General features: G+C 59.6%; 26 protein-coding genes. 8 read left to right on the top strand and 18 right to left on the bottom strand.

The genetic code is table 11. From position 1 onward, the window contains the following. Positions 1–55: 55 nt before the first annotated feature. The gene (locus HBN98_RS20960) at positions 56–286 is read left to right on the top strand and encodes a hypothetical protein (protein WP_007964656.1); all 231 of its coding nucleotides are present in this window, start codon (positions 56–58) and stop codon (positions 284–286) included. A 3-nt stretch (positions 287–289) separates the two neighbouring features. Here the strand turns inward: HBN98_RS20960 and HBN98_RS20955 are convergent, their stop codons facing one another. Together HBN98_RS20955 and HBN98_RS20950 are read right to left on the bottom strand one after the other, a co-directional pair. Then, complete coding sequence (locus HBN98_RS20955; protein ID WP_082920317.1) at positions 290–577, bottom strand: hypothetical protein; 288 nt, start codon at positions 575–577, stop codon at positions 290–292. Positions 578–729: 152 nt separating this feature from the next. Next, on the bottom strand, positions 730–915 hold the full coding sequence (locus HBN98_RS20950; RefSeq protein WP_007964653.1) for a hypothetical protein: 186 nt from the start codon (positions 913–915) through the stop codon (positions 730–732). A 258-nt stretch (positions 916–1,173) separates the two neighbouring features. Here HBN98_RS20950 and galU point away from each other — a divergent pair, with 258 nt between their 5' ends. Then, on the top strand, positions 1,174–2,013 hold the full coding sequence (gene galU, locus HBN98_RS20945) for a UTP--glucose-1-phosphate uridylyltransferase GalU (RefSeq protein ID WP_007912230.1): 840 nt from the start codon (positions 1,174–1,176) through the stop codon (positions 2,011–2,013). Between the two features lie 339 nt (positions 2,014–2,352). Here the strand turns inward: galU and HBN98_RS20940 are convergent, their stop codons facing one another. Then, positions 2,353–4,101 (bottom strand): phosphoethanolamine transferase CptA, encoded by a 1,749-nt coding sequence (locus HBN98_RS20940; protein WP_064587690.1) that lies wholly within the window; start codon positions 4,099–4,101, stop codon positions 2,353–2,355. 199 nt (positions 4,102–4,300) lie between these two features. Beyond that, complete coding sequence (locus HBN98_RS20935; protein WP_003225385.1) at positions 4,301–4,483, bottom strand: DUF6026 family protein; 183 nt, start codon at positions 4,481–4,483, stop codon at positions 4,301–4,303. Positions 4,484–4,732: 249 nt separating this feature from the next. On the opposite strand from HBN98_RS20935, the gene gnd reads away from it, so the two are divergent. The 3 genes from gnd to HBN98_RS20920 are packed head-to-tail and all read left to right on the top strand — an operon-like array spanning position 4,733 to position 8,063. Next, positions 4,733–5,737: a phosphogluconate dehydrogenase (NAD(+)-dependent, decarboxylating) gene (gene gnd, locus HBN98_RS20930; protein WP_308425080.1), complete on the top strand. Its 1,005-nt coding sequence runs from the start codon at positions 4,733–4,735 to the stop codon at positions 5,735–5,737. Then, entirely contained in the window at positions 5,734–7,257 is a 1,524-nt protein-coding gene (gene zwf / locus HBN98_RS20925; protein ID WP_083369013.1) for a glucose-6-phosphate dehydrogenase, read from the top strand. Before gnd ends, zwf begins: the two co-directional genes overlap by 4 nt. Beyond that, complete coding sequence (locus HBN98_RS20920; RefSeq protein WP_083369014.1) at positions 7,254–8,063, top strand: Cof-type HAD-IIB family hydrolase; 810 nt, start codon at positions 7,254–7,256, stop codon at positions 8,061–8,063. Before zwf ends, HBN98_RS20920 begins: the two co-directional genes overlap by 4 nt. Positions 8,064–8,187: 124 nt before the next feature. Here HBN98_RS20920 and nhaB read toward each other — a convergent pair whose 3' ends face one another. The 3 genes from nhaB to HBN98_RS20905 all read right to left on the bottom strand — a co-directional run bounded on the left by nhaB (position 8,188) and on the right by HBN98_RS20905 (position 11,596). After that, a complete protein-coding gene (nhaB, locus tag HBN98_RS20915; RefSeq protein ID WP_083369015.1) occupies positions 8,188–9,690 on the bottom strand; it encodes a sodium/proton antiporter NhaB in 1,503 nt (500 codons plus the stop codon). Positions 9,691–9,758: 68 nt separating this feature from the next. Beyond that, a complete protein-coding gene (locus HBN98_RS20910) occupies positions 9,759–11,048 on the bottom strand; it encodes an NHL repeat-containing protein (RefSeq protein ID WP_083369016.1) in 1,290 nt (429 codons plus the stop codon). A 281-nt stretch (positions 11,049–11,329) separates the two neighbouring features. Beyond that, positions 11,330–11,596, bottom strand: coding sequence for a hypothetical protein (locus HBN98_RS20905; RefSeq protein WP_064587684.1), 267 nt, complete (start codon positions 11,594–11,596; stop codon positions 11,330–11,332). Between the two features lie 344 nt (positions 11,597–11,940). Between HBN98_RS20905 and HBN98_RS20900 the strand changes: the two genes are divergently transcribed. Continuing rightward, positions 11,941–13,266: a sigma-54 dependent transcriptional regulator gene (locus HBN98_RS20900; protein WP_083369017.1), complete on the top strand. Its 1,326-nt coding sequence runs from the start codon at positions 11,941–11,943 to the stop codon at positions 13,264–13,266. An 88-nt stretch (positions 13,267–13,354) separates the two neighbouring features. Here the strand turns inward: HBN98_RS20900 and HBN98_RS20895 are convergent, their stop codons facing one another. From HBN98_RS20895 to HBN98_RS20855, 9 genes are all read right to left on the bottom strand, one after another. Beyond that, on the bottom strand, positions 13,355–14,677 hold the full coding sequence (locus HBN98_RS20895) for a hypothetical protein (protein ID WP_064587682.1): 1,323 nt from the start codon (positions 14,675–14,677) through the stop codon (positions 13,355–13,357). Positions 14,678–14,722: 45 nt separating this feature from the next. Next, on the bottom strand, positions 14,723–15,469 hold the full coding sequence (locus HBN98_RS20890; protein WP_083369439.1) for a hypothetical protein: 747 nt from the start codon (positions 15,467–15,469) through the stop codon (positions 14,723–14,725). 44 nt (positions 15,470–15,513) lie between these two features. Next, positions 15,514–16,194, bottom strand: coding sequence for a C39 family peptidase (locus tag HBN98_RS20885; RefSeq protein ID WP_064587680.1), 681 nt, complete (start codon positions 16,192–16,194; stop codon positions 15,514–15,516). Positions 16,195–16,257: 63 nt separating this feature from the next. Then, the gene (locus HBN98_RS20880) at positions 16,258–17,250 is read right to left on the bottom strand and encodes a hypothetical protein (protein WP_064587679.1); all 993 of its coding nucleotides are present in this window, start codon (positions 17,248–17,250) and stop codon (positions 16,258–16,260) included. A 71-nt stretch (positions 17,251–17,321) separates the two neighbouring features. Next, positions 17,322–17,894, bottom strand: a complete 573-nt coding sequence (locus HBN98_RS20875) for a hypothetical protein (RefSeq protein WP_064587678.1) — start codon at positions 17,892–17,894, stop codon at positions 17,322–17,324. A gap of 1 nt (position 17,895) precedes the next feature. After that, on the bottom strand, positions 17,896–18,345 hold the full coding sequence (locus tag HBN98_RS20870; protein WP_064587677.1) for a hypothetical protein: 450 nt from the start codon (positions 18,343–18,345) through the stop codon (positions 17,896–17,898). Between the two features lie 335 nt (positions 18,346–18,680). Next, positions 18,681–19,205: an AAA family ATPase gene (locus tag HBN98_RS20865; RefSeq protein WP_083369018.1), complete on the bottom strand. Its 525-nt coding sequence runs from the start codon at positions 19,203–19,205 to the stop codon at positions 18,681–18,683. Then, entirely contained in the window at positions 19,202–19,765 is a 564-nt protein-coding gene (gene pnuC, locus HBN98_RS20860; protein ID WP_064587675.1) for a nicotinamide riboside transporter PnuC, read from the bottom strand. The genes HBN98_RS20865 and pnuC overlap by 4 nt, the downstream gene beginning before the upstream one ends. Positions 19,766–19,913: 148 nt before the next feature. After that, a complete protein-coding gene (locus tag HBN98_RS20855; protein WP_083369019.1) occupies positions 19,914–21,548 on the bottom strand; it encodes a methyl-accepting chemotaxis protein in 1,635 nt (544 codons plus the stop codon). Between the two features lie 304 nt (positions 21,549–21,852). On the opposite strand from HBN98_RS20855, the gene HBN98_RS20850 reads away from it, so the two are divergent. Both HBN98_RS20850 and HBN98_RS20845 read left to right on the top strand, forming a co-directional pair. Continuing rightward, on the top strand, positions 21,853–22,683 hold the full coding sequence (locus HBN98_RS20850) for an undecaprenyl-diphosphate phosphatase (RefSeq protein ID WP_064587673.1): 831 nt from the start codon (positions 21,853–21,855) through the stop codon (positions 22,681–22,683). Beyond that, positions 22,680–23,108: a DUF1294 domain-containing protein gene (locus HBN98_RS20845; RefSeq protein ID WP_064587672.1), complete on the top strand. Its 429-nt coding sequence runs from the start codon at positions 22,680–22,682 to the stop codon at positions 23,106–23,108. Before HBN98_RS20850 ends, HBN98_RS20845 begins: the two co-directional genes overlap by 4 nt. A gap of 113 nt (positions 23,109–23,221) precedes the next feature. Here HBN98_RS20845 and HBN98_RS20840 read toward each other — a convergent pair whose 3' ends face one another. Both HBN98_RS20840 and HBN98_RS20835 read right to left on the bottom strand, forming a co-directional pair. Continuing rightward, positions 23,222–23,581 carry an MmcQ/YjbR family DNA-binding protein gene (locus HBN98_RS20840; RefSeq protein ID WP_083369020.1) on the bottom strand — a complete coding sequence of 120 codons (360 nt, stop codon included), beginning with the start codon at positions 23,579–23,581 and terminating at the stop codon, positions 23,222–23,224. Next, a complete protein-coding gene (locus HBN98_RS20835) occupies positions 23,578–24,486 on the bottom strand; it encodes a LysR substrate-binding domain-containing protein (protein ID WP_064587670.1) in 909 nt (302 codons plus the stop codon). Before HBN98_RS20835 ends, HBN98_RS20840 begins: the two co-directional genes overlap by 4 nt. Positions 24,487–24,593 lie beyond the last annotated feature (107 nt).

Below are 24,593 nucleotides of genomic sequence, written 5' to 3'. Positions count from 1 at the left end.
GCACCGATGCCGCCACAGCCATGCTGTGGCGGCATTTTCATTTCTGGAGTCGCGCATGAAGCGAGAGCAAGTACGGGAGCGCCACGCAGAAGGCCTGATTTCTGCCACGCATGTGATACAGAACCCGGCCAATTCGGGCGAATGGATCGTGTTTTTCAAGAAGAGCGCCGGGCGCAGCTACTTTCTGGTGGACGATAACGACGAAGTCGAATCCTTCGCCCGGCTCGACGATCTGATCGAGGTCGTGCGCGGGCTCGGGATCAAATTCGCCGAGATCCACATGTAGGGTCTATTTGCAGACCACCACCACGTTGCGGTTCTTGTAGTTGCCGACATCGACCCCCAGGGTCTTGTCGCTTTCCTTCGGCGCTGGCGTGCCATCGGTCCCGACAATGCGGTAGCCGGTGCCGGCACAGGAGGCATCGGCTTTTTCGTAGCAGGTGGCCCAGGAGTTGGCTTCGCCGGAGCAGTCGATGGTCAGGCCCTGTTCGCCGTTGTTGAGGTAGGTGGTTTGCGAGGTGGCACAGCCGCCGAGGGCCAATACCGCGAGTAGCGGCAACAATCTGTTCATGTTCATAAGTGTGTCGTCTTCAGCGAGGGAGGGGCTAAACGCTCTGACAGCGCCGCGATGAAAAGGTTATAGCGATTGGCCACTTGTTTGCACTGAACTTTCGCACGATCAGAAAAAAGCCCTGCGCAAAGGCAGGGCTCGGTACGTGTCGGCGTCGATCAGTCCTGATCTTTGCCACGGCGTTTAGACGATGCCGGGGTGTCGGTAAACACCGACGCTACATCAGTCGCCAACTGCTCGCTGTCGAAAGGCCCGGCGATGTGTTCGCCATTGGTCGTGGTCAGATTCCACTTGCCGTCTTTCTTGTCGATCACATACCCGTTGATGATTTTTACCGCGGCCATCTATCTGTCTCGTTCGCTGGTTCAAAGGCGCCATGATACCGACAAATGCTCACATTGGGGGACGATGAGCGTATGGTGATGCAGCGCCTCTGCGCCTTTGAGCTACTCTGATTTCGCCGCTCGAAGATGGCAACGGAACTATCGGCGAGAATATTTCTCTATGTTGGCATCGGTTAGCCAGTGCGGGGCATTGTAAGGTGCACGCCGCCTGATTAGACTGCGCCGAAACTCGTACACACAGCCCTTTCAAGGACTTATATGATCAAGAAATGCTTGTTCCCAGCAGCCGGTTACGGTACTCGCTTCCTGCCAGCGACTAAAGCCATGCCCAAAGAAATGCTGCCGGTGGTAAACAAGCCACTGATCCAGTACGGCGTTGAAGAAGCTCTGGACGCTGGCCTGACGGAAATCTCCATCGTGACCGGTCGTGGCAAGCGCGCCCTGGAAGACCACTTCGACATCAGCTACGAGCTGGAAAACCAGATCAAGGGCACCGACAAGGAAAAATACCTGGTCGGCATCCGCAAGCTGTTGGACGAGTGCTCGTTCTCCTACACCCGTCAGACCGAAATGAAAGGCCTGGGCCACGCGATCCTGACCGGTCGCCCGCTGATCGGTGACGAACCGTTCGCCGTGGTGCTGGCGGACGACCTGTGTGTCAACCTCGAAGGCGACGGCGTACTGACCCAGATGGTCAAGCTGTACAAGCAGTTCCGCTGCTCGATCATCGCCATTCAGGAAGTCGATCCGCAGGAAACCAGCAAGTACGGTGTAATCGCCGGCGAGATGATCCGCGACGATATCTACCGCGTTCACAGCATGGTCGAGAAGCCAAAGCCGGAAGATGCGCCGTCGAACCTGGCGATCATCGGTCGCTACATCCTGACCCCGGACATCTTCGACCTGATCGAACAGACCGAGCCAGGCAAGGGCGGTGAAATCCAGATCACCGACGCGCTGATGAAGCAGGCCCAGAATGGCTGCGTCATGGCCTACAAGTTCAAAGGCAAGCGTTTTGACTGCGGTGGTGCTGAAGGCTACATCGAAGCGACCAACTTCTGCTTCGAGAACTTCTACAAGACCGGCAAAGCTTACTGATACCGTCGATCTGCAGCGCCACGGGTGTTAGAACACCCAGGCGTTAGCACCCACAAACGCCCCGACCTGTTCGGGGCGTTTGTTTTTGTGCTGGAAAAACCCTGGAGTCCGGCAGCGCGTTTTACTGGCGGTGGCTCTGAGCGCGCTGGCTGCTTTTCCGAGGGGGAGGCATGCGGCAGCGTGATTTCTGTCCCGATTGCCTTCAGGCCGCGCATCAGAGGCCCGCAAGGGCGAACAGCCTGTTCGCCCTGAACGAAAAAAGCTCCGTATCTTGCGATACGGAGCTTTTTTATGCGTTACGCCGAATGCGATCTCTCGAAACCGGCGCCTTCTATGGGCTTACTGCTGCACGACATTCGCTGCGGCTGGGTCGACCTTCTTCGGCTTCATCAGGCTGAAGTCGATCAAGGCCCGTTGCTCACGCTCGTACGGGTTGCCGATCATCAGCGGACGCGGCTTGAAGCTGTCGCTGACCAGACTCTTGCTGCGGTCCAGTTCATCGAAACTCAAACCGGCCATGTCCGCCCAGGTGTGAATCAGGTGTGAGCTGCTGTACGGACGCTGCAGGTCGGCGGCGAAGTTCCAGTCATGGGTCTCGCGCCATTTCGGCGAAGCCCAGGCCATGAACGGGATGGTGTACATCGGCGCCGTCGGTTTGTTCTCGTTACGGCCCAAGGTGTTGTGGCCAACCGAGTCGAACACGTCTTCACCGTGGTCGGAGAGGTACAGCAGGAAACCGTTCGGATCGGACTTGGCGTAGTCCTTGATCAGGCTCGAGACCACGAAGTCGTTGTACAGCACTGCGTTGTCGTAGCTGTTGTAGGTCGGAACCTGATCATCACGCACGCCGGCCGGAACGCCTTCGCGATCCTGAAACTTGTCGAACGTTGGCGGATAACGGTACTGGTAGCTCATGTGCGTGCCGAGCAGGTGCACGACGATCAGCTTGCGCGGCGCCGGGTCGGTCAAGGCTTTGTTGAACGGCTCGATCACGTCGCCATCGTATTGCGCGGCATTCTGGTTGCGGTTGTTGTTCAGGTACACCTGCTCGTCGGCCTGTTCGGAGAACGTCGTGAGCATGGTGTTGCGCTTGGTCATGGTCTGCTGGTTGGTGATCCAGAACGTCTTGTAGCCCGCCTGTTTCATCATGCTGACCAGCGACGGCGTGGACAGGTATAGGTCCGGGTTTTCTTCGTCGGCGAAGGTCAGGACCTGCTGCAGCGCCTCAATGGTGTAAGGGCGCGGAGTGATGACGTTATCGAACACCGCGAGCTGGTCTTTGAGCTTGTCCAGTTCCGGCGTGGTCTTGCGACCGTAACCATACAGACTCATGCGCTGACGGTTGGTCGATTCGCCGATCACCAGCACCAGGGTCGACGGTTTATCGGCATCGGCAGCCTTGAGGTTGTGCAGTGGCGGGACCTTGCTCGTGCTGTGCAGCATGTCTTGCATGCCGGCCAGGGTGTCGAGGTAACGGTGGTACGCCACGGCCATTTGCCAAGGCACCGCCGGCTCGATGCGGTCTTCGAACTTCTCGAAGCCACCGGCGAAACTGCCGGTGCGCTGGGTCTGCTTGATCAGCGGGTAGCCGACAACCGCGATCAGAATCGCCATCGCGGCGACAAACGCGCGGCCACGCGGCATGTACACCGGGCGCAGGCGGGTCCACAGGAAGTAGGCAAACGCGGTATGGGCGAGGAACGCCGGGATCATCCACCAGGCAAAGTACTGGGTCATGTACTCGCCGGCTTCAGACACGTTCGACTCGAACATGATGAAGATGACGCTTTGCGAGAATTCCTGCTGATAAATGAAGAAGTAGCCCAGGCTGGCCATCGAGCAGGCCCAGAGGACGATACCGATCAATGCGGCCAGCAGTTTGGTGCGTTTGGGGAACAGCAGCATCGGTGCGAGCCAGACCGCGCTCATCACGAAGGCCTGACGGAATCCGCTGAAACCCGAGGTGCCGGTCAGCTGGATCAGCAGTTGGGTGATGCCCGAGAAATACCAGAAGAACGCGAACAGCCAGAGAACACCGGCCCAGTCGAAACCTGTCGCAGTCGTTTTGCTGCGTTTGAACAATGCCATTCAGCACTCCAGCTCATCGTCACTAACCACCGCCGGGACGCTACATCAAACCGACGAACGGAAGCCGCGCGCAAACGCACGGCCAGAATGGGTCGGAGTATCACGAAGGCTGTGTGAAAAGTTCGTTAGTTGCTGATCAGGAGCAGGGGAGCATGATGTCGGGAACGACGGGCGCCGTTCCCGAAGCTGGCGGGGCAGGTCAGGCGTGCGGGTTGCGCTGGACAACCGGCAGAGGTTTGGGCTGAGCGCCCTGGGTCAGCGAGCGCAGCTGCGCCAGCTCCTGTTTCAATTGGTCGCGCTCGTCTTTCAACTGGCGCAATTCATCGCGACGGATCGTGACGTACAGGGTTTGTGGCGGCATTGCTGTGTGTACTGTGCCCATTGCTCACCTCGCAAATGGCTGTCTCAACTGCAAATCGTCCCCGGTTCAGGGCTACTGACTTGCTATCGGCGCCAATTTTGATTTCTTTTGTCCATGAATGGAACTTTTTTATTTTTCATGGTCGGTGTGTCTTCGGCACGTTTCCCGACGTTATCAGTCTGGATCGGGCACAATGCCCGGAAACTTCATCGCAACGCTCTGGACTAACCTCCATCAGTCGCGTTGGGCTATAACCAATGACACACATTTATCTGTAGTAAGGAGCATCAGCACATGCAACTCGGGATTATTGGACTGGGCCGCATGGGCGGCAATATTGCGCGGCGTCTGATGCTCAACGGGCATACCACCGTTGTTTACGACCGCAATACCGCCTTTGTCGACACCCTGGCCGCCGAGGGCGCCACCGGCGTTGCCGACCTGCCTGCGCTGGTCGCCGGCCTGGCCAAGCCACGCGCCGTATGGGTCATGCTGCCGGCCGGCGCGCCGACCGAAGACACCATCAACACCCTGAGCGACTTGCTTGAAGCCGGCGATACCATCATCGACGGCGGCAACACCAACTATAAGGACGACATTCGCCGGGCCAAGACCCTGGCCGAGAAGGGCCTGCACTACATCGACGTCGGCACCTCCGGCGGCGTCTGGGGGCTGGAGCGCGGCTACTGCATGATGATCGGCGGCGATGCCGAGACCGTTACCCGTCTGGACCCGCTGTTCGCTGCCCTGGCGCCGGGCATGGGCGAGATTCCGCGCACCAAGGATCGCAAGTCCGATGATCACCGCGCCGAGCACGGCTACATCCACGCCGGTCCTGCCGGTGCCGGGCACTTCGTGAAGATGATTCACAACGGCATCGAGTACGGCATGATGGCCGCGTTCGCCGAGGGCTTCGACATCCTCAAGACCAAGTCCAGCGAACGTCTGCCGGAAGATCAGCGTTTCGACTTGAACGTGGCCGACATCGCCGAAGTCTGGCGTCGTGGCAGCGTCGTGTCGTCCTGGCTGCTCGACCTGACCGCCGATGCGCTGGCGAGCGATCCGAAGCTCGACGGTTTCTCCGGTTCGGTGGCTGACAGCGGCGAAGGCCAATGGACCATCGAGGCGGCCATGGAGCAAGCGGTGCCGGTACCGGTGCTGTCGAACTCGCTGTTCTCGCGCTACCGTTCGCGTGGTCAGGGCACCTTTGGCGACAAGATTCTTTCGGCCCAGCGCTTCGGCTTCGGCGGCCACGTGGAGATTCCGAAGAAATGACCCATACGATCCGCAGAAAATCCAAGGCAGAACCCGCTCCACCGACCACGCTGTTTTTGTTCGGTGCCCACGGCGACCTGGTCAAGCGCTTGCTGATGCCGGCGCTGTACAACCTCAGTCGCGACGGCTTGCTTGATGATGGTCTGCGGATCGTCGGCGTTGACCACAACGCTATCTCCGATGAAGCCTTCGCGCAAAAACTCGAAGACTTCATCCGTACCGAAGTGGCGGCGAAGGTCGGCAAGGGCGATCAGATGCTGGATCCGGCCTTGTGGGCCAAGCTCGCCAAAGGTATCAGCTACGTCCAGGGCGACTTCCTGGACGACAGCACTTATTCCGCGCTGGCGGCGAAAATCGCCGACAGCGGCACCGGCAATGCGGTGTTTTACCTGGCCACCGCGCCGCGTTTCTTCAGTGAAGTGGTGCGCCGTCTCGGCGCCGCCAAACTGCTGGAGGAAACCCCCGAAGCGTTCAGAAGGGTGGTGATCGAGAAGCCGTTCGGCTCGGACCTGCAAACCGCCGAAGCGTTGAACGCCTGTTTGCTCAAGGTCATGTCCGAGAAGCAGATCTATCGGATCGACCATTATCTGGGCAAGGAAACCGTGCAGAACATTCTGGTCAGCCGGTTCTCCAACAGCCTGTTCGAAGCGTTCTGGAACAACCATTACATCGATCACGTGCAGATCACCGCCGCCGAAACCGTTGGCGTTGAAACCCGTGGCAGTTTTTACGAGCACACCGGTGCGCTGCGCGACATGGTGCCCAATCACCTGTTCCAGTTGCTGGCAATGGTCGCCATGGAGCCACCGGCCGCGTTCGGCGCCGATGCCGTGCGTGGCGAGAAGGCCAAAGTGGTCGGCGCGATCCGCCCGTGGACCGTCGAAGAGGCGCGGGCCAATTCGGTTCGCGGCCAGTACAGCGCCGGCGAAGTCGACGGCAAGGCGTTGAATGGCTATCGCCAGGAAGCCAACGTGTCGCCCGACAGCAACACCGAAACCTACGTCGCGCTGAAAGTCATGATCGACAACTGGCGCTGGGTCGGCGTGCCGTTCTACCTGCGCACCGGCAAGCGCATGAGCGTGCGCGACACCGAGATTGTCATCTGCTTCAAACCGGCGCCGTACGCGCAGTTCCGTGACACCGAAGTCGACGAGCTGCAGCCGACTTATCTGCGCATCCAGATCCAGCCTAACGAAGGCATGTGGTTCGACCTGCTGGCCAAGCGGCCGGGGCCGGCGCTGAACATGGCCAACATCGAACTGGGCTTCGCCTACAAGGATTTCTTCGAGATGCAGCCGTCCACCGGCTATGAAACGCTGATCTACGACTGCCTGACCGGCGACCAGACGCTGTTCCAGCGCGCCGACAACATCGAGAACGGCTGGCGCGCGGTGCAACCGTTCCTGGACGCCTGGCAGCAAGACGCCAGCGTGCAGACCTACGCCGTCGGCGAAGACGGCCCGCAAGCCGCCAATGATCTGCTGACTCGCGATGGTCGCGTCTGGCATGGTCTGGGATGAGTCAGTCGATCCGTTTTGTGCTCAGTGACATGGACGGCACGCTGTTGCTGCCCGATCACAGCCTGAGTCAGCGCACCATCGACGCCGTGCGTTCGTTGCGTGAGGCCGGCGTGTTGTTCAGCCTGGCGACCGGGCGCCCGCCCAAGGCCATGCTGCAGCAGATCGAAGCCTTGGGCGTCGATCTGCCAACCGCAGCGTTCAATGGCGGCACCATCGTCAATCCGGACGGCAGTCTGCTGGTGGCGCATTACTTGCCGGCGACGACGGCGCTGACTGCCCTGGCGTTGTTCGCTGATCAACCGGATGTCGAAATCTGGGTGTTCAGTGGTGGCGACTGGTTGCTCAAGGATCCGCACGGGCCGATGGTGCCGCGCGAACAGCACGGCCTCGGTTACCCGCCAGTGGTGGTCGAAAGTTTCGAGCCATACCTGGAACGCATCGACAAGATCGTCGCCACCAGCAACAACACCGATTTGCTGATCGAGCTCGAGGCGCGCCTGTTGGCCAAGGTCAGCGGCATGGCCCAGGTCTCGCGTTCGCAACCGGTGTATCTGGACGTGACGGCGCTGGAAGCGAACAAGGGCACTGCGCTGGCGACCATTGCCGCGCACCTCGGTATCGCGCTGGAACAGACCGCAGCGATTGGCGATGGCGGCAACGACCCGGCGATGTTCAAGTGTGCGGGTTTGTCGATTGCCATGGGGCAGGCGGATGAAACAGTGAAGCGTCAGGCCGACGTCGTGACCGCGCCGAACACGGAAGACGGCGTAGCGCAGGCGATCGAGAAATACATCCTTCCTCACTGAAAGCACGCAAAACCAAATGTGGGAGCGAGCCTGCTCGCGAAAGCGGTGTGTCATTCAACGAATCTGTTGTCTGACACTCCCTCTTCGCGAGCAGGCTCGCTCCCACAGGTTTATTCAGTGCTTGTCAGAGCCAGTAGCTCACGGCATACCAGCCCAACAAGCCCATCACAAAGGTGTACGGCAACGCCATCCACACCATTCGCCCGTACGACAAGCGTACCAGCGGGGCAATCGCCGAAGTCAGCAGGAACAGGAACGCGGCCTGACCATTGGGCGTCGCCACGCTCGGCAGGTTGGTGCCGGTGTTGATCGCGATTGCCAGGGTTTCGAAGTGCTCGCGGCTCATGTGCCCGGAGAGGAATGCCTGTTTCACTTCGGTGATGTAGATCGTGGCGACGAACACGTTGTCGCTGATCGCCGAGAGCAGACCGTTGGCGATAAACAGCATGCCCGGCTGCTGATCCGCCGGCAGCGCCAGCACCCACTGGATCAACGGCGCGAACAACTGCTGATCGTGAATCACCGCGACCACGGCGAAGAACACCACCAGCAACGCGGTGAACGGCATGGCGTCCCTGAACGCATTGCCGAGGCGATGTTCGTCGGTGATGCCGGTGAAGGCCGTAATCAACACGATGACCATCAGGCCGATCAGGCCGACCTCAGCGACGTGAAACGCCAGGCAACCAATCAGGATCAGCGCGGCAGCACCTTGCACCAGCAGGGCGGCACGCTGGCGTGCGGTGCGTTCGGCGTTGTCTTCAGCGGCATAGTTGGCCAGCACTGCGCGCACATTGTCTGGCAGCAAGGTGCCGTAGCCAAACCAGCGCAGTTTTTCCAGCAACACGCAGGTCACCAGGCCTGCAGCCAGCACCGGCAGCGAGACTGGCGCGACTTTCTGGAAGAACTCGGCGAAGTGCCAGCCCATTTCATGACCGATCAACAGGTTCTGCGGCTCGCCGACCAGGGTGCAGACCCCGCCCAGTGCCGTGCCGACCGCGCCGTGCATCAGCAGGCTGCGCAGGAACGCACGAAACTGTTCCAGATCATCATGGTGCAGCGCCGGCAGGTGTCGGTCGTCACTGAATTCGCTGTCCTGGCGCGGATCGTTGCCCGATGCCACCCGGTGGTAAACCGAATAGAAGCCAACGGCCGCGCTGATGATCACGGCGGTGACGGTCAAGGCATCGAGAAACGCCGAGAGAAACGCCGACAGGAAGCAGAACATCAACGCCAGAATCGCTTTCGAGCGTACGCCCAGCAGCAGCCGCGAGAACAGAAACAGCAGCAAATCCTTCATGAAATAGATGCCGGCGACCATGAACATCAGCAGCAGGATCACCGGGAAATTGTGCACGAGCTCGTCGTACAGCGCCTGCGGGGTGGTCATCTTCAGCAGCAAGGCTTCGATCAGCAGCAGGCCGCCGGGCATCAGCGGATAGCACTTGAGCGCCATCGCCAGGGTGAAAATGAATTCGATCACCAGCAGCCAGCCGGCAGCGACCGGGCCGACCGTGAACAACACCACGGCATTGAGGATCAGGAACCCGACGATGCACGCCTTGTACCAGCGGGGCGAATGCCCGAGGAAATTGTGCGCGAACGCCTGGGCCAGTGAACCGGACATCGGTTGCTCCTTGTATTAAGAAGCGCGCAAGTTGCCGCAAGAGCCAGGCAAGTTCAAGTGTTGTGGGGTTATTGATTCAGATAACGCGCGACCACGGCCCGGTAGTTGCCGTCCAGCGAGTAGCCGCCCACCAGAATGTGACCGTCGGCCTGCACTGCGATTGAGTTGGCGGTATCCAGGCTACGGCCCAAGCGCGTGCGTTGCCAGCCGTGGCCATTGCCGAACTGCGTGTCCAGGCGGCCGTCGGGCAGGTAACGCGCCACGATGAAGTCCGCCTCGATACCGCCAATCGTTGCGCCCGCCGCGATGATTCGGCCATCCGCCATGCACTGGGCGGCGCTCCACTGGCAGCCACTGGGGCCGATTTCCAGCAGGTGTGGGTGGCCAGCGTAGTTATGCGACGCCGGGCGACCGTTGGAATGCAGGCTCAGCGCCATACAGCGGATCGGATCGCGACTGCTGCCAAAACAGTGCAGATGCTCCATCGAATAAAGCACCTGACTGACCATCGCGCTTTGCCCCTGGGCCTTGAAGGCGAGAAAGCCATCCACGGCAAAGCGCTCATCCAGACGCCCGTCAGGCAGATAACGCGCCACCAGGCCTTCCTGGGGGAAATCGATGGAGCCTGCGACAATGATGCGCCCATCCTCCTGTAGCAGGAGGCTGTTGAGCCAAGTGTTGAGCAGCAGGTGACGGATCATCACGAAGCCGCGCTTATTGAAATCCGGATCGAGTGCGCCGTTTGCGGTCAGGCGAATCAGCATGCCGGCGTGATCGGCCAGTTCGAAGTGGTGATTGGCGATCAGCAGAATTTTCCCGTCGTCTTGCACGGCGATGTCGCAGGCTTCGGCGCCCGGCACACCGGGTGGCAGCCAGGGGTCACGCGAACCGATGGACAGATCGCCGGGCAGGCACACAACTTTTCGGCCGTTGTCGCCAAACGTCGGATCAGGTGCGCCGTTGGCGTCGAACAGGGCGAGGGCGGGCAGCGTGCGATGGGCGTTTTCATAGTGCAGACCCGCCAGCAGGATTCGTCCGTCCGCCAAGACCTGCACCTTGGCGCCCATGGCTTCGAAGCCGGGGGCGAACTCGCCGATCACGCTGCCTTGAACACCGAAGCTCAGATCGGCAGAGCCGTCGGCGAGCATTCGCGCCAGCCCGAAACGGCTGCCGTCCGCGGTGCCGACCTTGGCGGCCACCAGCAGCCGGCCTTGAGCATCCAGCGCCAGCCCTTGGGTCATGCTGGACCGGCTCCCGGCAAAGTACACGTGGGCGATGCCGGTGTGGGCAAAACGTCTGTCGAGTTGTCCGGCGTTATTCAGCGGCGTCGGGAGCGCAAAGGCGTCCTGGGTGGTCATGCATGCCTCTCCTTGCAAGTTGACCAAGCCCGAGGGGGCGGGTAACTGCATGAGCGAAACATTCAATCCCTGAATACGCCGAAGTACAACTGAGATAACTAACAGGTGGAGGGTCGCACTGTGCCAGAACAGTGTCTTTTTGAACCAAATGAAAGCGAGACAAGCAATAGCGCCTGACGCTTTTAAAAGAAGTTGTACAAAAGTACCGGGAGATAAAACTTGGCAAATAACTAACGAAGAACGGGGCGGATGACCTTGCAGTCACCCGCGTTGCCCTCTGACTAGTTTGGCATCGACCACGATTGCAGCAGATAACCTTCTTTGCTCAGTTCGGCACGTGCCTGTTGCAGCAGTTGCTCAAGTTGCGCAGGATCGGAGTAAGCGCTGCTCGGAATCTGCTTGCGGCCGATGTGCGAGTTGGTCCGGTCGATGACGGTCAGGTTCAGTTCGCCGTTGCCGTCTTGTGGAGCCCAGGCCACGCACTGGAAGGGTTTGAACGCGTGGTTGGCAATCAAAAGAGCTTCGTTGATACGGAGCGGGGCGGTCATGGGGTCTTCTCTCTGTCGTGCCCAATCAAATGATCTGCCGTCGGTTGGGCTTACCGTTCGGCTGGTTACTTGTACTGATGCACGCAACCCGGTGGCAGGTCACACACGACACAAAGAAATTTCAACTTTATTTCGCCTGCTCAGGATTCCGACAGTTTTTGAAAGCTGGGTGAAAGATTCAACTCGATAGCTAACTAATAAACGCGTTTCTTATAACTCGTTAGCTTGTACATCTATAAGCAATCGATACAAGGCTCCGTCAATTTCTTGCTAATGTTACAGTCGGGTCTGCCAAATGACTGTTTTTACAATAATTTCCCTAAATTTGGCGCCAAGGAACAGTCATGATCGAAGCGCCTGCGTTACGACGTTTATTGGTGGTCGACCCGTGCGACGACTGTCACCGGCTGTTGCCCGGTCTGCGCGCGGTGGGGTGGGATGTTGACAGCTGTACCCTGGAAAATGCCGGCGACCGCAGTTGCGATGTCGGACTGCTGCGATTGCAGCCTTTTCATCTGGAACGACCCGAAGCGGTCAAGGAACTGATCAGCCGCAGCGGCACCGAGTGGATCGCCGTGTTGAATCAGGAAGTCCTGCGCCTGCAGAACGTCGGCGACTTCGTCTGCGAATGGTTTTTCGACTTCCACACCTTGCCGTTCGATGTCTCGCGGGTCCAGGTGACTCTGGGGCGGGCGTTTGGCATGGCGCGTTTGCGCGGGCAGGGGACGATTCACATCGATCAGCCTGAACATGAATTGCTCGGCGACAGCAAACCGATCCGCGAGCTGCGCAAGTTATTGAGCAAACTGGCGCCGACCGAATCCCCGGTGCTGATTCGTGGTGAAAGTGGCACCGGTAAAGAACTGGTCGCGCGCACCTTGCATCGCCAGTCACAACGCCATAACAAGCCCTTTGTCGCGATCAATTGCGGGGCGATTCCCGAGCACTTGATTCAATCCGAATTGTTCGGCCATGAAAAAGGCGCCTTCACCGGTGCGCACCAGCGCAAGGTCGGGCGCATCGAGGCGGCCAACGGTGGCACCTTGTTTCTCGATGAAATCGGCGATCTGCCCCTGGAACTGCAGGCCAATCTGTTGCGCTTTCTCCAGGAAAAACACATCGAGCGCGTCGGTGGCAGTCAGCCGATTCCGGTTGATGTTCGCGTGCTGGCGGCCACTCACGTCGACCTCGAAGCGGCCATCGAAAAAAAGCGTTTTCGCGAAGACCTGTATTACCGGCTCAATGTGCTGCAAGTAGTCACTGCGCCATTACGCGAACGCCACGGTGATCTGTCGATGCTGGCCAACCATTTTTCCCACTTCTACAGCCACGAAACCGGGCGCCGTCCACGCAGCTTCAGCGAGGATGCGTTGATCGCCATGGGCAAGCACGACTGGCCGGGCAATGTGCGCGAACTGGCCAACCGAGTACGACGGGGCTTGGTGTTGGCGGAAGGGCGGCAGATCGAAGCCCGGGATCTGGGATTGATCAGCCAGCATTCGATCAGTACGCCGATGGGCACGCTCGAAGACTACAAGACCCGCGCCGAGCGCCAGGCATTGTGTGATGTGTTGAATCGGCACAGCGATAATCTGAGTGTGGCAGCGAAGGTGCTGGGGGTTTCGCGGCCGACGTTTTATCGCTTGCTGCACAAACATCAGATTCGCTAAAAGCAAAAGATCGCGGCCTGCGGCTACTCCTACAGGTGTAAATCCCTGTTGAAGTTGCCGCAGGCTGCGATCTTTTCTGATCTGCTGCTTAGAAGTAGTACGGGAATTTCAGGCTGAAGGAAAAGTCGGGGGCATCCGGGGTCATGCCGATCGACAGGTTGGGCACGATAGTCAGGTTAGGCGTGGCGGCAATGGTCATGCCGACGTTGAAATAACCGGCGTTGGCGTCACTGGACACCACCGATTGCCAATCCCCGCCATCGGGTTTGAGTTTGCTCCTGCGTTGCACCAGATCAGACATCGAAAACGACATACTCATCTTTTCGTTCAGTGCAAACGCAATACCGGCGCCGATCTGGAAGCTGTCGCCGATGCTGACCTTGCCCGGGGTTTTCTGGTTGACGGTCGAACTGATGTCGTCGAACGACTCCTCCAGGTTGTGGGTGTAGGACAAGCTGCCGAACAGCACTGCCGGGTCGAACGTCTTGACCAGCGAGACCCCGGGTGTGATCGACCAGACACCGTTACCGGTAGGCAGGGTGTCAGGCACGAACAGGTTGGAGTTGGCGTCGGTCTGGCGCAGCTTGATCCCGAATGGATCCTTGCCGGTTGGCGCCTTGACCCGCAGGGTCACCACGGCGTCCGGGGTGTTGACCGACTCGTCGAGGAACTTGTAAGCGATGCCGAAGTTGACGTCGCCGATGGTCGGGTCGCGCGAAACATCCTGCTCCGTCGTGACGTTCGACGCACCACCGTTACCCCCGCCGGACTGGTAGGTCGATTCGCGGTAAACCACCGGCACGTTCACGTCGAACTGCCAACGGTTGTCGAAGTTGTAGCGACCGGTCAGGTCCAGCGTCCAGGTATCGGCCTTGATCCGGTCCAGGTTGATGTTGCCCAGAAAGATCGAGTCGAGGGCCAGAAAGCCGTTGAGGATGAGTTGGCGAGTGTCGTAGCGCGAGTACGTCACGCCGGTCTCAAAGCTGAACTTGCCGCCGCCGAAGAAGCCGCTGGCCTCGTCGTAGAGGTTGGACACACTCTGTGCCGGTTGTGAATCGTCTGCCAGCGACTGGCCGTACGAAGCACCACTCCCTCCGGCCGCGCCCCCCGACGCTGCCGCCGCGCCAGTCCCGGGAGCCCCGGTACTGGTGGCGACTTTCGGATTGCCTTTCATGTCAGACGGCGACTTGGCCAGCCGTTTGGGCTGCGGCGCCGCCGGTTGGTCTTCGACCTGACGGACCCGTTGTTCGAGCACCGCCAGGGCCTTCTGTTGCACTTCGTATCGTTGCTTCAGCTCCAGAAGCTCCTGTTTCAGGGTCTCCACATCTGCGTCGGGTGCTGCTTGCAGCATCGCCGCGGGTAGAAGAGTGCTCAAACATACAGCGGCACGCAGTGATACTGATCGATACATGAATAAGCCGTCCCTTTAAGCCCAATGATCGAGACTCAGCGTAGTTCAATATCCGATATTGCGTAGTGCCCTGAGTTGAGTCAGGTTGCAGTCCAGTGCGCCGGGGCTGATGCCGTTATTGTTAAGCACAACATTGAGTTGGGTCATGTTGTTGACCACGTTGGCGTTGCCCAACAGGCGCGTGTTCTGCAGCAGGCCACCCTGGGCGACCTGTTGCAGGGCCGTGCCCTGATTCCCCGAGGCCTGGATCGCCATCTGCACGCCGCTGCCGGTGGCCGAAACGGCGACGCTGCCTGCAGCGTTACTGGCGCCGATGGTCTGCCCGGCCATCAGGGCCTGGCCTTGTGCGGGGGCCAGTGGAGGCGGGGTGTTGGCTTCTTTTACGTTGATTGCCACGTTGTTGTTGGCTGTATTGCCGTCACCGGCGGCGCGTACGCTCTGGGTCACGCCCTGGCTGCTGTTGAGTGCCGCGCCACCCACGACGCTGCCAGTGCCCTGAGTCGGGGTACTGCCATTGCCCTGTTCCTTGATGGTCGAGACATAGAATTCCGGTTTGATTGTGGCGGCCTGGATTTGCATCGACGTCGCAGCGCCGATCAGATCACCGCTGGCGTTGCGCCAGGTACTGCTCATGACAATGCCGAAGCTGATGATCCGCCCCGGCATGACGTAACGACCGCGTAGCTCGGAGAGCTCATGATCATTGATTTCGATAGGTTTGAACCCTGCATTGGCATAGCCTGACGCGCTCGCTGCCAGGCAGGCGGCGGCCAGCCAGTATGAGGTTTTCATCTGCTGCTCCCGGGACATCCAGCCCCATTCTTTATAATCGGCGATTAAAAGAAGTCGCTCTGTATGAACCCGAAGTCCATCAATTCGGCATCTCTGACAGGGTTGAAGTTATCCAGCTTGTTCTTTGCGGTCAGCGGCGTCGGTGGACTGCGTAATGCATTGGTTTTGTCATAACCGGGGCCGACGATAGCGAAGACAATGCCGTTCCAACCTTTGACAAAGTCATCATGGGCGTAGCGTTTGTGACCTAGAACCGGATCTCCGATGTAAACCCAGTCCTTGTCCGAACGCTGCAGCACCACAAAATGCTTGTAGCCGCGAATTTCCATCAGTACCACCACCGGGATTGTTACGTCGTCGAGTTTTTCCGGAGGGATCTTGTAGCCCCTGGCGCGCATGCCGATGCTTTCTATGTAGCGCTTCATGTCCAGCATGGAAAACCCTTGAGTACGAACAAGGTCCTGGTCAGCGTTGACCAGCATGCCTTTGATGATGTGCTCTTCATCGACGTCGAGCCAATAAGCCTGGCGCAGTACCGTGGCCAGTGCGGCGGCGCCGCAGCTGAAATCGGTTTTTTGTTCGACGATGTCGGCAAACTTGCGTTCACGGATGCTTTGCACGTCCTTGTAGACGAGTACGCCGCCGGGCAGGGCAGCGATCGGCATCTGGGCAGCCTGGGTCAGGCCGGACAGGCAAAGCAGGGCGATAAAGGCAGTCTTACGCATGATCGATACGCCTTTGCGGACTGAGGAAAAGCCCCGTTTCCGGGGCTTTCGTTTCGATCGCGATTACATGCAGGCTTTGCAACCTGCAGCGATGGACAGCGAGTTGCTTTGTTGGTTACCAACACCAGCGGCGTTGTTGTAACCAGCGTTACCGGAGAAGTTGTTACCAACGTTCGAGATGTTTGCGTTGTTGGTCACAGGGTTTTTCCAGCCATCCGGGGTCAGCACTTGTTGAGTGGTGACACCAGCGAGGCCGAAGGCACCCACAGCTTCGAAGGTAGCTTTCTGATCTTTGCTGCCGCCACTACCGCCATGGCCTCTGTCATTGCCGCCATAACCGCCACCGCCGTGGCTGTCACCCTTGATGGTAGCTTCGCCCACGGCGCCAAATACGCCGACGGCGGCGACAGTGCCAGTGAGGGTGTCTTTTTTGTAGGTTTGAGTGCCGTTGTTGGACACAGTCAGACCCGTGGAGCTTTGGTTCGCAGCAGCAGCGGCGTTAGCTACACGACCACCGGATACAGCAATTGCCAGGTTGTTTTTCTGTTGGTTGAAGTTGCCGGCACTGTTGTTCACACCAATGTTGCCGGAACCGCCATTACCCACGTTGTTGAGGCTGGCGTTGTTGGTTGTCGAGTAGTTGGCAACCGCGTTGTTGTTGTTGACCTGCGTAGCGCTAGAGACAGCCACCGCAGTGCCGAAGATGAAGCTCTCATCGGCAGTCGCCAGTGCGGCAGCATTGTCTTGTTGGTTGCCATCGCCAGCGGTGTTGTTCATGCCGACGTTGCCGTTGGTGCCATTGGCCGAGTTATTCACGTTGGCATCGTTTTTGGTGCCTTGGTTGCCCACCAGGTTGCCATCGCTGTTTTGTGTGTCGAGTACGGCAGCACCGGCGCCTGCGCCGATCTGCAGCAGCTCTTCCAGGGTAGGGCCTTTTGGTTCATGGTTGCCATGACCATTGCCGTGCCCGTTATTGCTGCCGCCTGCTTGAGCCGCCATTGCCATTACTGCTGCAAGAGCGAAAACCAGTGGTTTGAGAGCCATTGTAGTTTTCATGGTGTTACTCCATCGTGCTTATTAGTTGGTTAAGTGTTGGTACTTTCTAATTGCACTGCTTCTTGTTTGGGTCAGTCTGCGACCCGGATGCTCAGGGTGTTAGCCATTCGGTTCCCCACCCCGGCACTCTGGTTCACCTGGATTACCCCGCGGCTGCCGGTGAAGGCCTGATCACTTGTCGTGACCTGGCGACTGCCGGGTGAGGTACCAGTTGCTCCTGAGCTTGGTAAAAGCGCCACGTTCTGTTGCGACAGGGCGCTGTCGTCAACGCTCTGCGGGGCAGCACTGATGCTGACGCGCGTCACGTTGGCCATCTGGTTGTTGGCACCGGCACCCTGGTTCACACCGAGGATCCCGTTGCCATTACTGAACGAGTTGCCGCCAATGGTGGCGCTGGCGTTCATCGACGGATTGGCAGGGGTGTCGAGCTTCTGCCTGACGATGGTCGTGGCGCTGGCGTTAGTGCCGATGGCGATTGCCTTGGTATTGGTCTGTTGCATCTGGTCGCCGGCGGCCTGGTTGACGTTGAAGTTGCCGCGGTACTGCATGCCGGTGTCCTGGATGTCGGCGTTGTTCACGGAACTCGGATCGGCCATCACGCTGGCGCAGCCGAAGAGGGCAAGCAGCAGAAGGGAACGATTCATCTCATTGGCCTCCAGCCATGCGGGTCAGCGGTGCCAGACCGGTGCTCAACGAGCGATTGATCGTGTTGGAAATCGTGCCGCCACCGCCGCCGCCGTGACCGGCACTCATGCCTGGCAGGCCGTTGGGATTGGTCAGGACGTTCATGCCGGGCATGTTCGAATTCGGCGTGATTATGTTGCTGCGGATCGAACTGCCGCTGGCGACACTGGCAAAGTCGCCATCGTTGAGTTCGGTGCTGGTCATGGCCTGATCGATGCGACCAGAAGGGTTGGCATTGACCGTGGTTGGGTAGGGGTCTTTGCCGCCGCTGCGTCCGATGGCAATCGGTTGGACGTCGCGGTTGAGAACGATCACGCCATTGCCTTCGGCCTGAACGTTGAAACTGATGAATGTGCTGGCCGCTGATCCAATCAGCAGAAGGCAGGTCAGGCCTTTATTGATATTCCCCACGGCGGCAATTCCTTCTTCAGTGGGCTGGCTCTTGTCAGCGTTGGGAAGGAGAGAGCGAAAGCTGTGCCGCTTTTGAGTTGTCGTTGATTTTCAATGGGTTGGCGCTGGCGCGTGCAGCGTTGATACATCATCTGTCTCAGCGCTGAAACAGTCGCGCGGGCCCTGGCCGGGTCAGGGGCGGCGCAACGCTCTGCAACAAGGGTTTGCCGAAGGCTGTTTCATCGGCGTAACAGATGGGCTGACAAAATGATGAAGGCCATTTAAATGGCTGCTTTGCGCGGGGAAAGGTGTTTCAGGAATGGACACTTTGGCCCTTAAAGGGGCCCTTCGAGTGGTCAATCAGCCAACAAACGCGCGACGGCGGCGAAGGCTTGGGCACGGCGTTCATCCCAGTTGCCCTGAATGATCTGCAGCGGTTGCCCGTGTTGTACCAGCCAGTCGCGAGTGGCCTGATAGAACGCCATCCGCTCGATCAATTGCGGCTGGCAGCGCTGGCCGTCGTCAGTCCAGTCGATCTGCTCCGGGGACAATAACAGGTGCAGGTCGTAATGCCGCGCCAGCAGCTCAGGTTCCAGCCACGCCGGGCAGGCGCCAAACAGGGTCTGGCTCCAGAGGATATTGCTCAGCAGGTGGGTGTCGAGAATCAGCAGCTCGGGCTGCTGCGCCCGCGCCTGGTCTTCCCACTGCAACTGCCCGCGAGCGATCTCCGGGATGTCGTTGAGGCACGTATCGCGCGGGTTCTGCTCGATGAACCAACGTACGTATTCATCCACCCTTACGCCGCCGAAGTGTGCCTGAAGGCCCGCAGCCAGCCAGCTCTTGCCGGTGGATTCCGGACCGGTGAGAACAACGACTTTCATCGCTGCAACGCCGGATCGGCGCGCCATTCCCGCCAGCCTTGCACGGCAATCAGAGTGAATAGCGCATACAGCGCGGCGGTGAGGTACAGACCTTTATAAAGGAACAGGCCGACGAAAATCACATCCAGCACGAACCACAGCGCCCAGCATTGCAGGCGCTTCTGCGCCATCCACAATTGCGCGACCAGACTGAACGCCGTCAGCGCCGCATCGAGCCATGGTTGCGCGGCATCGGTCCAGTGCGCCATGGCTGCGCCCAGCAGCAGGCTGCCGAGGGCGCCCACGCCCAGGCCGAGCAGGAGCGAGCGCCGGTCCAGACGCGTGACATCGCGCCCGTCATGCATCGTCCCGGCGCGGGTCCATTGCCACCAGCCGTAGACCTGCAGCGCGGCGTAGATCACTTGCAACAACATGTCCGAGTACAGCTTCACGTCATAGAAGATCCAGCTGTACAGCAACACCATCACCAGGCCGATCGGCCAGCACCACGGGTTCTGTTTGACCGTCAGCCAGACGGCGATCACGCCGAGGGCGGCGGCAAACAGTTCAAGCCCGGACATGGGGGTTCCTTGGGGGAATTGAGGAGGGAGCGGATTGTACCCAAAAACCTGTAGGAGTGAGCCTGCTCGCGATGGCGGTCGGTCAGCCACTCTGTGGTTGACTGATACGACGCTATCGCGAGCAGGCTCACTCCTACAGTGGGGGCGGTTAGACGCGGAACTGGCGCAGCAACTGGTTGAGTTGTTCGCTCAATTGGCCAAGTCGAACGCTCGCCGCGCTCGACTGTTCCGCCGCCAGCGCCGTGCTGTGGGACAGCCCGGCCGCTTGGGTCACATTCTGGTTAATGTCCTCGACCACATGCGCCTGTTGCAGCGTGGCACTGGCGATCGAGGCGTTCAGGCCATTGAGATTGCGCAGCGCCTGGCCGATGGCGTTGAGGCTGGCACCGGCGAGGCCGGCCTGTTCGATGGTCAGTTGCGACGCCTTGCTGCTGTCGCCGATGACCTTGACCGCCGCCTCCGAGTGATTCTGGAGACGTTCGATCATGGCCTGGATTTCTGCCGTCGATTTTTGCGTGCGCTGGGCCAGCAGACGCACTTCATCGGCCACCACCGCAAAGCCTCGGCCCTGCTCACCGGCGCGGGCGGCTTCGATGGCCGCATTGAGCGCCAGCAGGTTGGTCTGCTCGGCAATCGAGCGGATTACCTCCAGCACGCTGCCGATCTGCGTGCTTTCCGCCGCCAGCGTACGAATAACTTCGACCGCCTGATCAATGGTCCCGGACAGCTTGTCGATCTGTTGCAGGCTGCCATCGATGTTGATCTGGCCCTGTTGCGCCTGGGCTTCGGCGTCGCGCATTTCCGCGGCGGCATGCTCGGCATTCTTTGCCACATCCTGCACGCCGTAGGTCACTTCGTTGATCGCGGTCGCCACCAACTCCATCTGCTGCGATTGCTGTTGGCTGCGTTGCTGGGCCTGGGTGGCATCGTTGCCCAGTTCGCTGGACGACTGGCCCAGCGCACTGGCCGACACCTGCAAGTCACCGATGACCCGGCGCAACTTGGCGGTAAAGGCATTGAAGTGATGCGCCAGTTGCGTGACTTCGTCCTGGCCGTGGGTATCGAGGCTGCGGGTCAGGTCGCTTTCGCCGCTGGCGATGTTGGCCATGGCGTTCACCGATTCCTGCAGCGGGCGCACGATGCTGCGGGCAATCAGAATCACCAGCAGGGCCATGATCACGGCAATCACCAAGCCGATCACCGAAGCCTTGATCACCTGGCCCTGGAACTCGCTCTGCACGTCATCGATGTAGACGCCGGAGCCGAGCACCCAGCCCCACGGCTCGAACAGTTTGACGTAAGAAGTTTTCGCCACCGGCTCGCTGGCGCCGGGCTTGGGCCAGCGGTAATTGACCATGCCCGCGCCCTTGCTTCTGGCGATCGCGACCATCTCGTTGAACACCGCAAAACCGTCCGGGTCGCGGATCGCCGAGAGGTTCTGGCCTTCGAGCTTGGGGTTGGTCGGGTGCATAACCATCACCGGTGTGAGGTCGTTGATCCAGAAGTAGTCGCTCTGGTCGTAGCGCAGGCCGCGAATGGCGGTCAGCGCCTGTTTCTGCGCGGCGTCGCGGGTGAGGGTGCCGGCGGTTTCCAGGTCGTGGTAATAGGTCAGCAGGCCGCTGGCGGTCTGCACCACATGCTGGGTTTTCTGCGCCTTGGCGTGGTACAGGTCATCGTGGATCTGCTTGAGCATCAATACGCCCAAGGTCAACAACATGACCACCGCCACAATCAAAATGAGCCACAAGCGTCGGCTGATCGACACACTGCGCAAGCTGTTCATAACGCTGTCACTCCGATTTCTTTTTCTTGTAATAAATCAACGCCAGCATCCAACCACGTTTGGGTGATCGGGCATACGCGACCCAAGTCGAATAACGCCACAGCACTATTAAGGCTTGTCTGTTAAGATTTCGGCCCCGCGCGTGAAAACCTGAATTCAAATTGATATTTCACGGAATTTTGACCGTTTCGTGTGGATCCTGTGCGCGCGGAATCGGTACAGCAACAAACCGCTACGCTGAACGCAGTGAACGTAAAAAAATATTATCGGAGCATGCCCGCGCGCATCGCTCTTTGGGGGATTGATGGATCTTTGGACCGCCTTTCAGGCACTGATTCTTGGAGTTGTAGAGGGGCTGACGGAGTTTCTGCCCATTTCCAGTACCGGGCACCAGATCATTGTGGCCGACCTGCTCGACTTCGGCGGCGAACGGGCCATGGCGTTCAACATCATTATTCAGCTCGGCGCGATCCTCGCGGTGGTCTGGGAGTTTCGCCGCAAGATTCTCGATGTAGTGATCGGCTTGCCAACCCAGCCGAGTGCGCGGCGTTTCACCGCCAATCTGCTGATCGCGTTTCTGCCGGCAGTGGTGTTGGGGGTGATTTTTGCCGACCTGATCCACCAGTACCTGTTTAACCCGATCACCGTTGCCACCGCGCTGGTGGTGGGTGGCGTGATCATGTTGTGGGCCGAGCGTCGGCAACATGCCGTGCACGCCGAAACCGTGGACGAGATCACCTGGAAAGATGCACTGAAAGTCGGTTTCGCACAGTGTCTGGCGATGATTCCCGGCACCTCACGCTCCGGTTCGACGATCATCGGTGGCTTGCTGTTCGGCCTTTCGCGCAAGACCGCGACCGAATTCTCGTTCTTCCTGGCGATGCCGACCATGGTCGGTGCGGCGGTGTACTCGGGCTACAAGTATCGCCATCTGTTCGTACCGGCGGACTTCCCGGTGTTCGCCATTGGCTTCGTCACCGCGTTCATCTTCGCCATGATCGCCGTGCGTGGTCTGCTCAAGTTCATCGCCAGCCACAGCTACGCGGCGTTCGCCTGGTACCGGATTGTCTTCGGTCTGGTGATTCTGGCGACCTGGCAGTTCGGCTGGGTGGACTGGTCGGCGGCCAAACCATGAGTGATGCCCGCTCACGCCGCCCGGACGGACGCTCGTCCGGTGGCGGCATTCAGCATCTGAAATTGAAACTGGCGGTGTTGCTGATCGTCTGCGCATTGCCGCTGTTCGGCGCGCTGTCGATGTGGCTGCAGGGAATTTCGCTGGTACCGCTGACCGCCTATGGCGTGGTCAGCGTATTGACGTTTTTCATGTACTGGGCGGACAAGCGCAAGGCCCGCGTCGACGCCTGGCGCACCCCGGAAAACATCCTGCATGCATTGGAGCTGGCCGGCGGCTGGCCCGGTGCGCTGCTTGCCCAGCAGGTGTTCCGGCACAAGACGCGCAAGGTGTCGTTTCAGATTCTGTTCTGGGCGATCGTGGCGCTGCATCAGGTGTTCTGGATCGACCAGTTGTTTCTCGGTTCGAACCTGCTTTCATTGTTCTAAATCACCACAAATTCCCTGTAGGAGCTGCCGAAGGCTGCGATCTTTTGACCTTGCTTTTACAAAGATCAAAGTCAAAAGATCGCAGCCTCCGGCAGCTCCTACAGAGATCGGGTTTACAGCAATAATCCGATTTGGGTTTTCTTCGGCAATTTGCTCACCACCAACTGATGCGAGCGCGTCAGCAACCCGCGCAATTCTTCCGCACCCAGCGGGTAGGGCGGGTGCATGATGATCCACTGCGCCCGCGCCAGATAAGGCGCCGGGTGAATGCCCGGGCGGTCGCAATGGCCGAGAAACAGATCCTTGTCGACCTTGAACGCCAGAGAATCTCCGCGCAGCCCCTGCAGGGCGAACATCTTGTTGCCGGCAATCGAGAACACCCGCACGCCGCCCCATTTGTAATCCTCCCGCGCGCCCGGCAAAGCCAGGCAGAAGGCGGCGACCTCCGCTTCGTTCATCTTTCCTTTTGTCATAACAGTCGCTCCCCACACGCATTGAACGATTCGACCAGGTGATCGATCCACGCCCGCACTGCCGGCATCACCCCGCGCCGATGCGGATACACCGCCTGCAACCAGCCGGCAGGCAACGACCACTCGGGCAGCAGTTGCACCAGCGCGCCGCTCTCAAGGTCGGCCTCGCAATACATCATCGGTAGCAGGGTAAAGCCCTGGCCGGCCAGCACGCAGGCCTTGCGTACGATGAAATCATCGATGCCCAGCCGCGCTTCCATGTTCAATTCGACGCTGTTGCCCTGTTGATCGAGCAAGCGCACGTGGACCATGCGGTCCGCTTCCAGCGCGCCGAGCACCGGCAGCGACTTCAGGTCCTGCGGGTGGCGGATCGTCTTGCCCTGGACAAAGGCCGGGCTGGCCACCACGACCATTTGTGCCTGGCGCAGACGACGGGTGACCAGCAGCGGATCTTCATCGCCCAGTTCGCGCACGCGCAGGGCGACGTCGAAGCCTTCGGCGACCAGGTCAACGCGTCGATTGAGCAGCACCACCTCCAGTTGTACCTGGGGGAACTTGCCAAGGAATTCACTGATCACCCACGGCAGCATTTCCCGGGCCAGCCCGGTGGGACACGACACACGCAGGCGTCCTTTGGGCTCGCTGGACATACTGGCGACGGCTTCGTCGGCCATTTCCGCTTCGAGCAACATGGCTTGGCAATGGCGCAAATAACGCTCGCCGACGGCGGTCAGGTTCAACTGGCGGGTGGTGCGTTGCAGCAGCCGGGCGCCGAGACGTTCTTCGAGTTCGGCAATGCGTCGCGACAGCCGCGACTTGGGAATGCCCAGCAAACGCCCGGCCGCCGCGAAGCCACCGGCCTCGACCACCTTGGCGAAATAGTAGAGATCGTTGAGATCCTGCATGAAAAATCCACCGTTCTATCAGTGGGACGAACTATCGCATTGTCGGCGGCTAATCAGCTATTGGTTTCTTCCGTAGGATTGTCTCCATTCCGTCGCCACCGGCGATT

Origin of the sequence: Pseudomonas koreensis (assembly GCF_012986595.1) — a bacterium.
Classification (GTDB): domain Bacteria; phylum Pseudomonadota; class Gammaproteobacteria; order Pseudomonadales; family Pseudomonadaceae; genus Aquipseudomonas; species Aquipseudomonas koreensis.
Note: the sequence above shows the minus strand (reverse complement) of the source record. Positions and strands in the feature narration are given on the sequence as shown.

What these genes read in the sequence shown, in the direction of transcription:
- zwf (WP_083369013.1), top strand. Translation starts at nt 5,734, where the DNA reads ATGACCCATACGATCCGCAGAAAATCCAAGGCAGAACCCGCTCCACCG.
- HBN98_RS20875 (WP_064587678.1), bottom strand. Translation starts at nt 17,894, where the DNA reads ATGAATCGTTCCCTTCTGCTGCTTGCCCTCTTCGGCTGCGCCAGCGTG.
- HBN98_RS20940 (WP_064587690.1), bottom strand. Translation starts at nt 4,101, where the DNA reads ATGGCATTGTTCAAACGCAGCAAAACGACTGCGACAGGTTTCGACTGG.
- HBN98_RS20935 (WP_003225385.1), bottom strand. Translation starts at nt 4,483, where the DNA reads ATGGGCACAGTACACACAGCAATGCCGCCACAAACCCTGTACGTCACG.
- HBN98_RS20855 (WP_083369019.1), bottom strand. Translation starts at nt 21,548, where the DNA reads ATGAACAGCTTGCGCAGTGTGTCGATCAGCCGACGCTTGTGGCTCATT.
- HBN98_RS20890 (WP_083369439.1), bottom strand. Translation starts at nt 15,469, where the DNA reads ATGAAAACCTCATACTGGCTGGCCGCCGCCTGCCTGGCAGCGAGCGCG.
- HBN98_RS20840 (WP_083369020.1), bottom strand. Translation starts at nt 23,581, where the DNA reads ATGACAAAAGGAAAGATGAACGAAGCGGAGGTCGCCGCCTTCTGCCTG.
- galU (WP_007912230.1), top strand. Translation starts at nt 1,174, where the DNA reads ATGATCAAGAAATGCTTGTTCCCAGCAGCCGGTTACGGTACTCGCTTC.
- HBN98_RS20955 (WP_082920317.1), bottom strand. Translation starts at nt 577, where the DNA reads ATGAACATGAACAGATTGTTGCCGCTACTCGCGGTATTGGCCCTCGGC.
- HBN98_RS20835 (WP_064587670.1), bottom strand. Translation starts at nt 24,486, where the DNA reads ATGCAGGATCTCAACGATCTCTACTATTTCGCCAAGGTGGTCGAGGCC.
- HBN98_RS20880 (WP_064587679.1), bottom strand. Translation starts at nt 17,250, where the DNA reads ATGAAAACTACAATGGCTCTCAAACCACTGGTTTTCGCTCTTGCAGCA.
- HBN98_RS20895 (WP_064587682.1), bottom strand. Translation starts at nt 14,677, where the DNA reads ATGTATCGATCAGTATCACTGCGTGCCGCTGTATGTTTGAGCACTCTT.
- HBN98_RS20885 (WP_064587680.1), bottom strand. Translation starts at nt 16,194, where the DNA reads ATGCGTAAGACTGCCTTTATCGCCCTGCTTTGCCTGTCCGGCCTGACC.
- HBN98_RS20845 (WP_064587672.1), top strand. Translation starts at nt 22,680, where the DNA reads ATGAGTGATGCCCGCTCACGCCGCCCGGACGGACGCTCGTCCGGTGGC.
- HBN98_RS20960 (WP_007964656.1), top strand. Translation starts at nt 56, where the DNA reads ATGAAGCGAGAGCAAGTACGGGAGCGCCACGCAGAAGGCCTGATTTCT.
- HBN98_RS20910 (WP_083369016.1), bottom strand. Translation starts at nt 11,048, where the DNA reads ATGACCACCCAGGACGCCTTTGCGCTCCCGACGCCGCTGAATAACGCC.
- HBN98_RS20900 (WP_083369017.1), top strand. Translation starts at nt 11,941, where the DNA reads ATGATCGAAGCGCCTGCGTTACGACGTTTATTGGTGGTCGACCCGTGC.
- pnuC (WP_064587675.1), bottom strand. Translation starts at nt 19,765, where the DNA reads ATGTCCGGGCTTGAACTGTTTGCCGCCGCCCTCGGCGTGATCGCCGTC.
- HBN98_RS20850 (WP_064587673.1), top strand. Translation starts at nt 21,853, where the DNA reads ATGGATCTTTGGACCGCCTTTCAGGCACTGATTCTTGGAGTTGTAGAG.
- HBN98_RS20950 (WP_007964653.1), bottom strand. Translation starts at nt 915, where the DNA reads ATGGCCGCGGTAAAAATCATCAACGGGTATGTGATCGACAAGAAAGAC.
- HBN98_RS20865 (WP_083369018.1), bottom strand. Translation starts at nt 19,205, where the DNA reads ATGAAAGTCGTTGTTCTCACCGGTCCGGAATCCACCGGCAAGAGCTGG.
- nhaB (WP_083369015.1), bottom strand. Translation starts at nt 9,690, where the DNA reads ATGTCCGGTTCACTGGCCCAGGCGTTCGCGCACAATTTCCTCGGGCAT.
- HBN98_RS20920 (WP_083369014.1), top strand. Translation starts at nt 7,254, where the DNA reads ATGAGTCAGTCGATCCGTTTTGTGCTCAGTGACATGGACGGCACGCTG.
- HBN98_RS20905 (WP_064587684.1), bottom strand. Translation starts at nt 11,596, where the DNA reads ATGACCGCCCCGCTCCGTATCAACGAAGCTCTTTTGATTGCCAACCAC.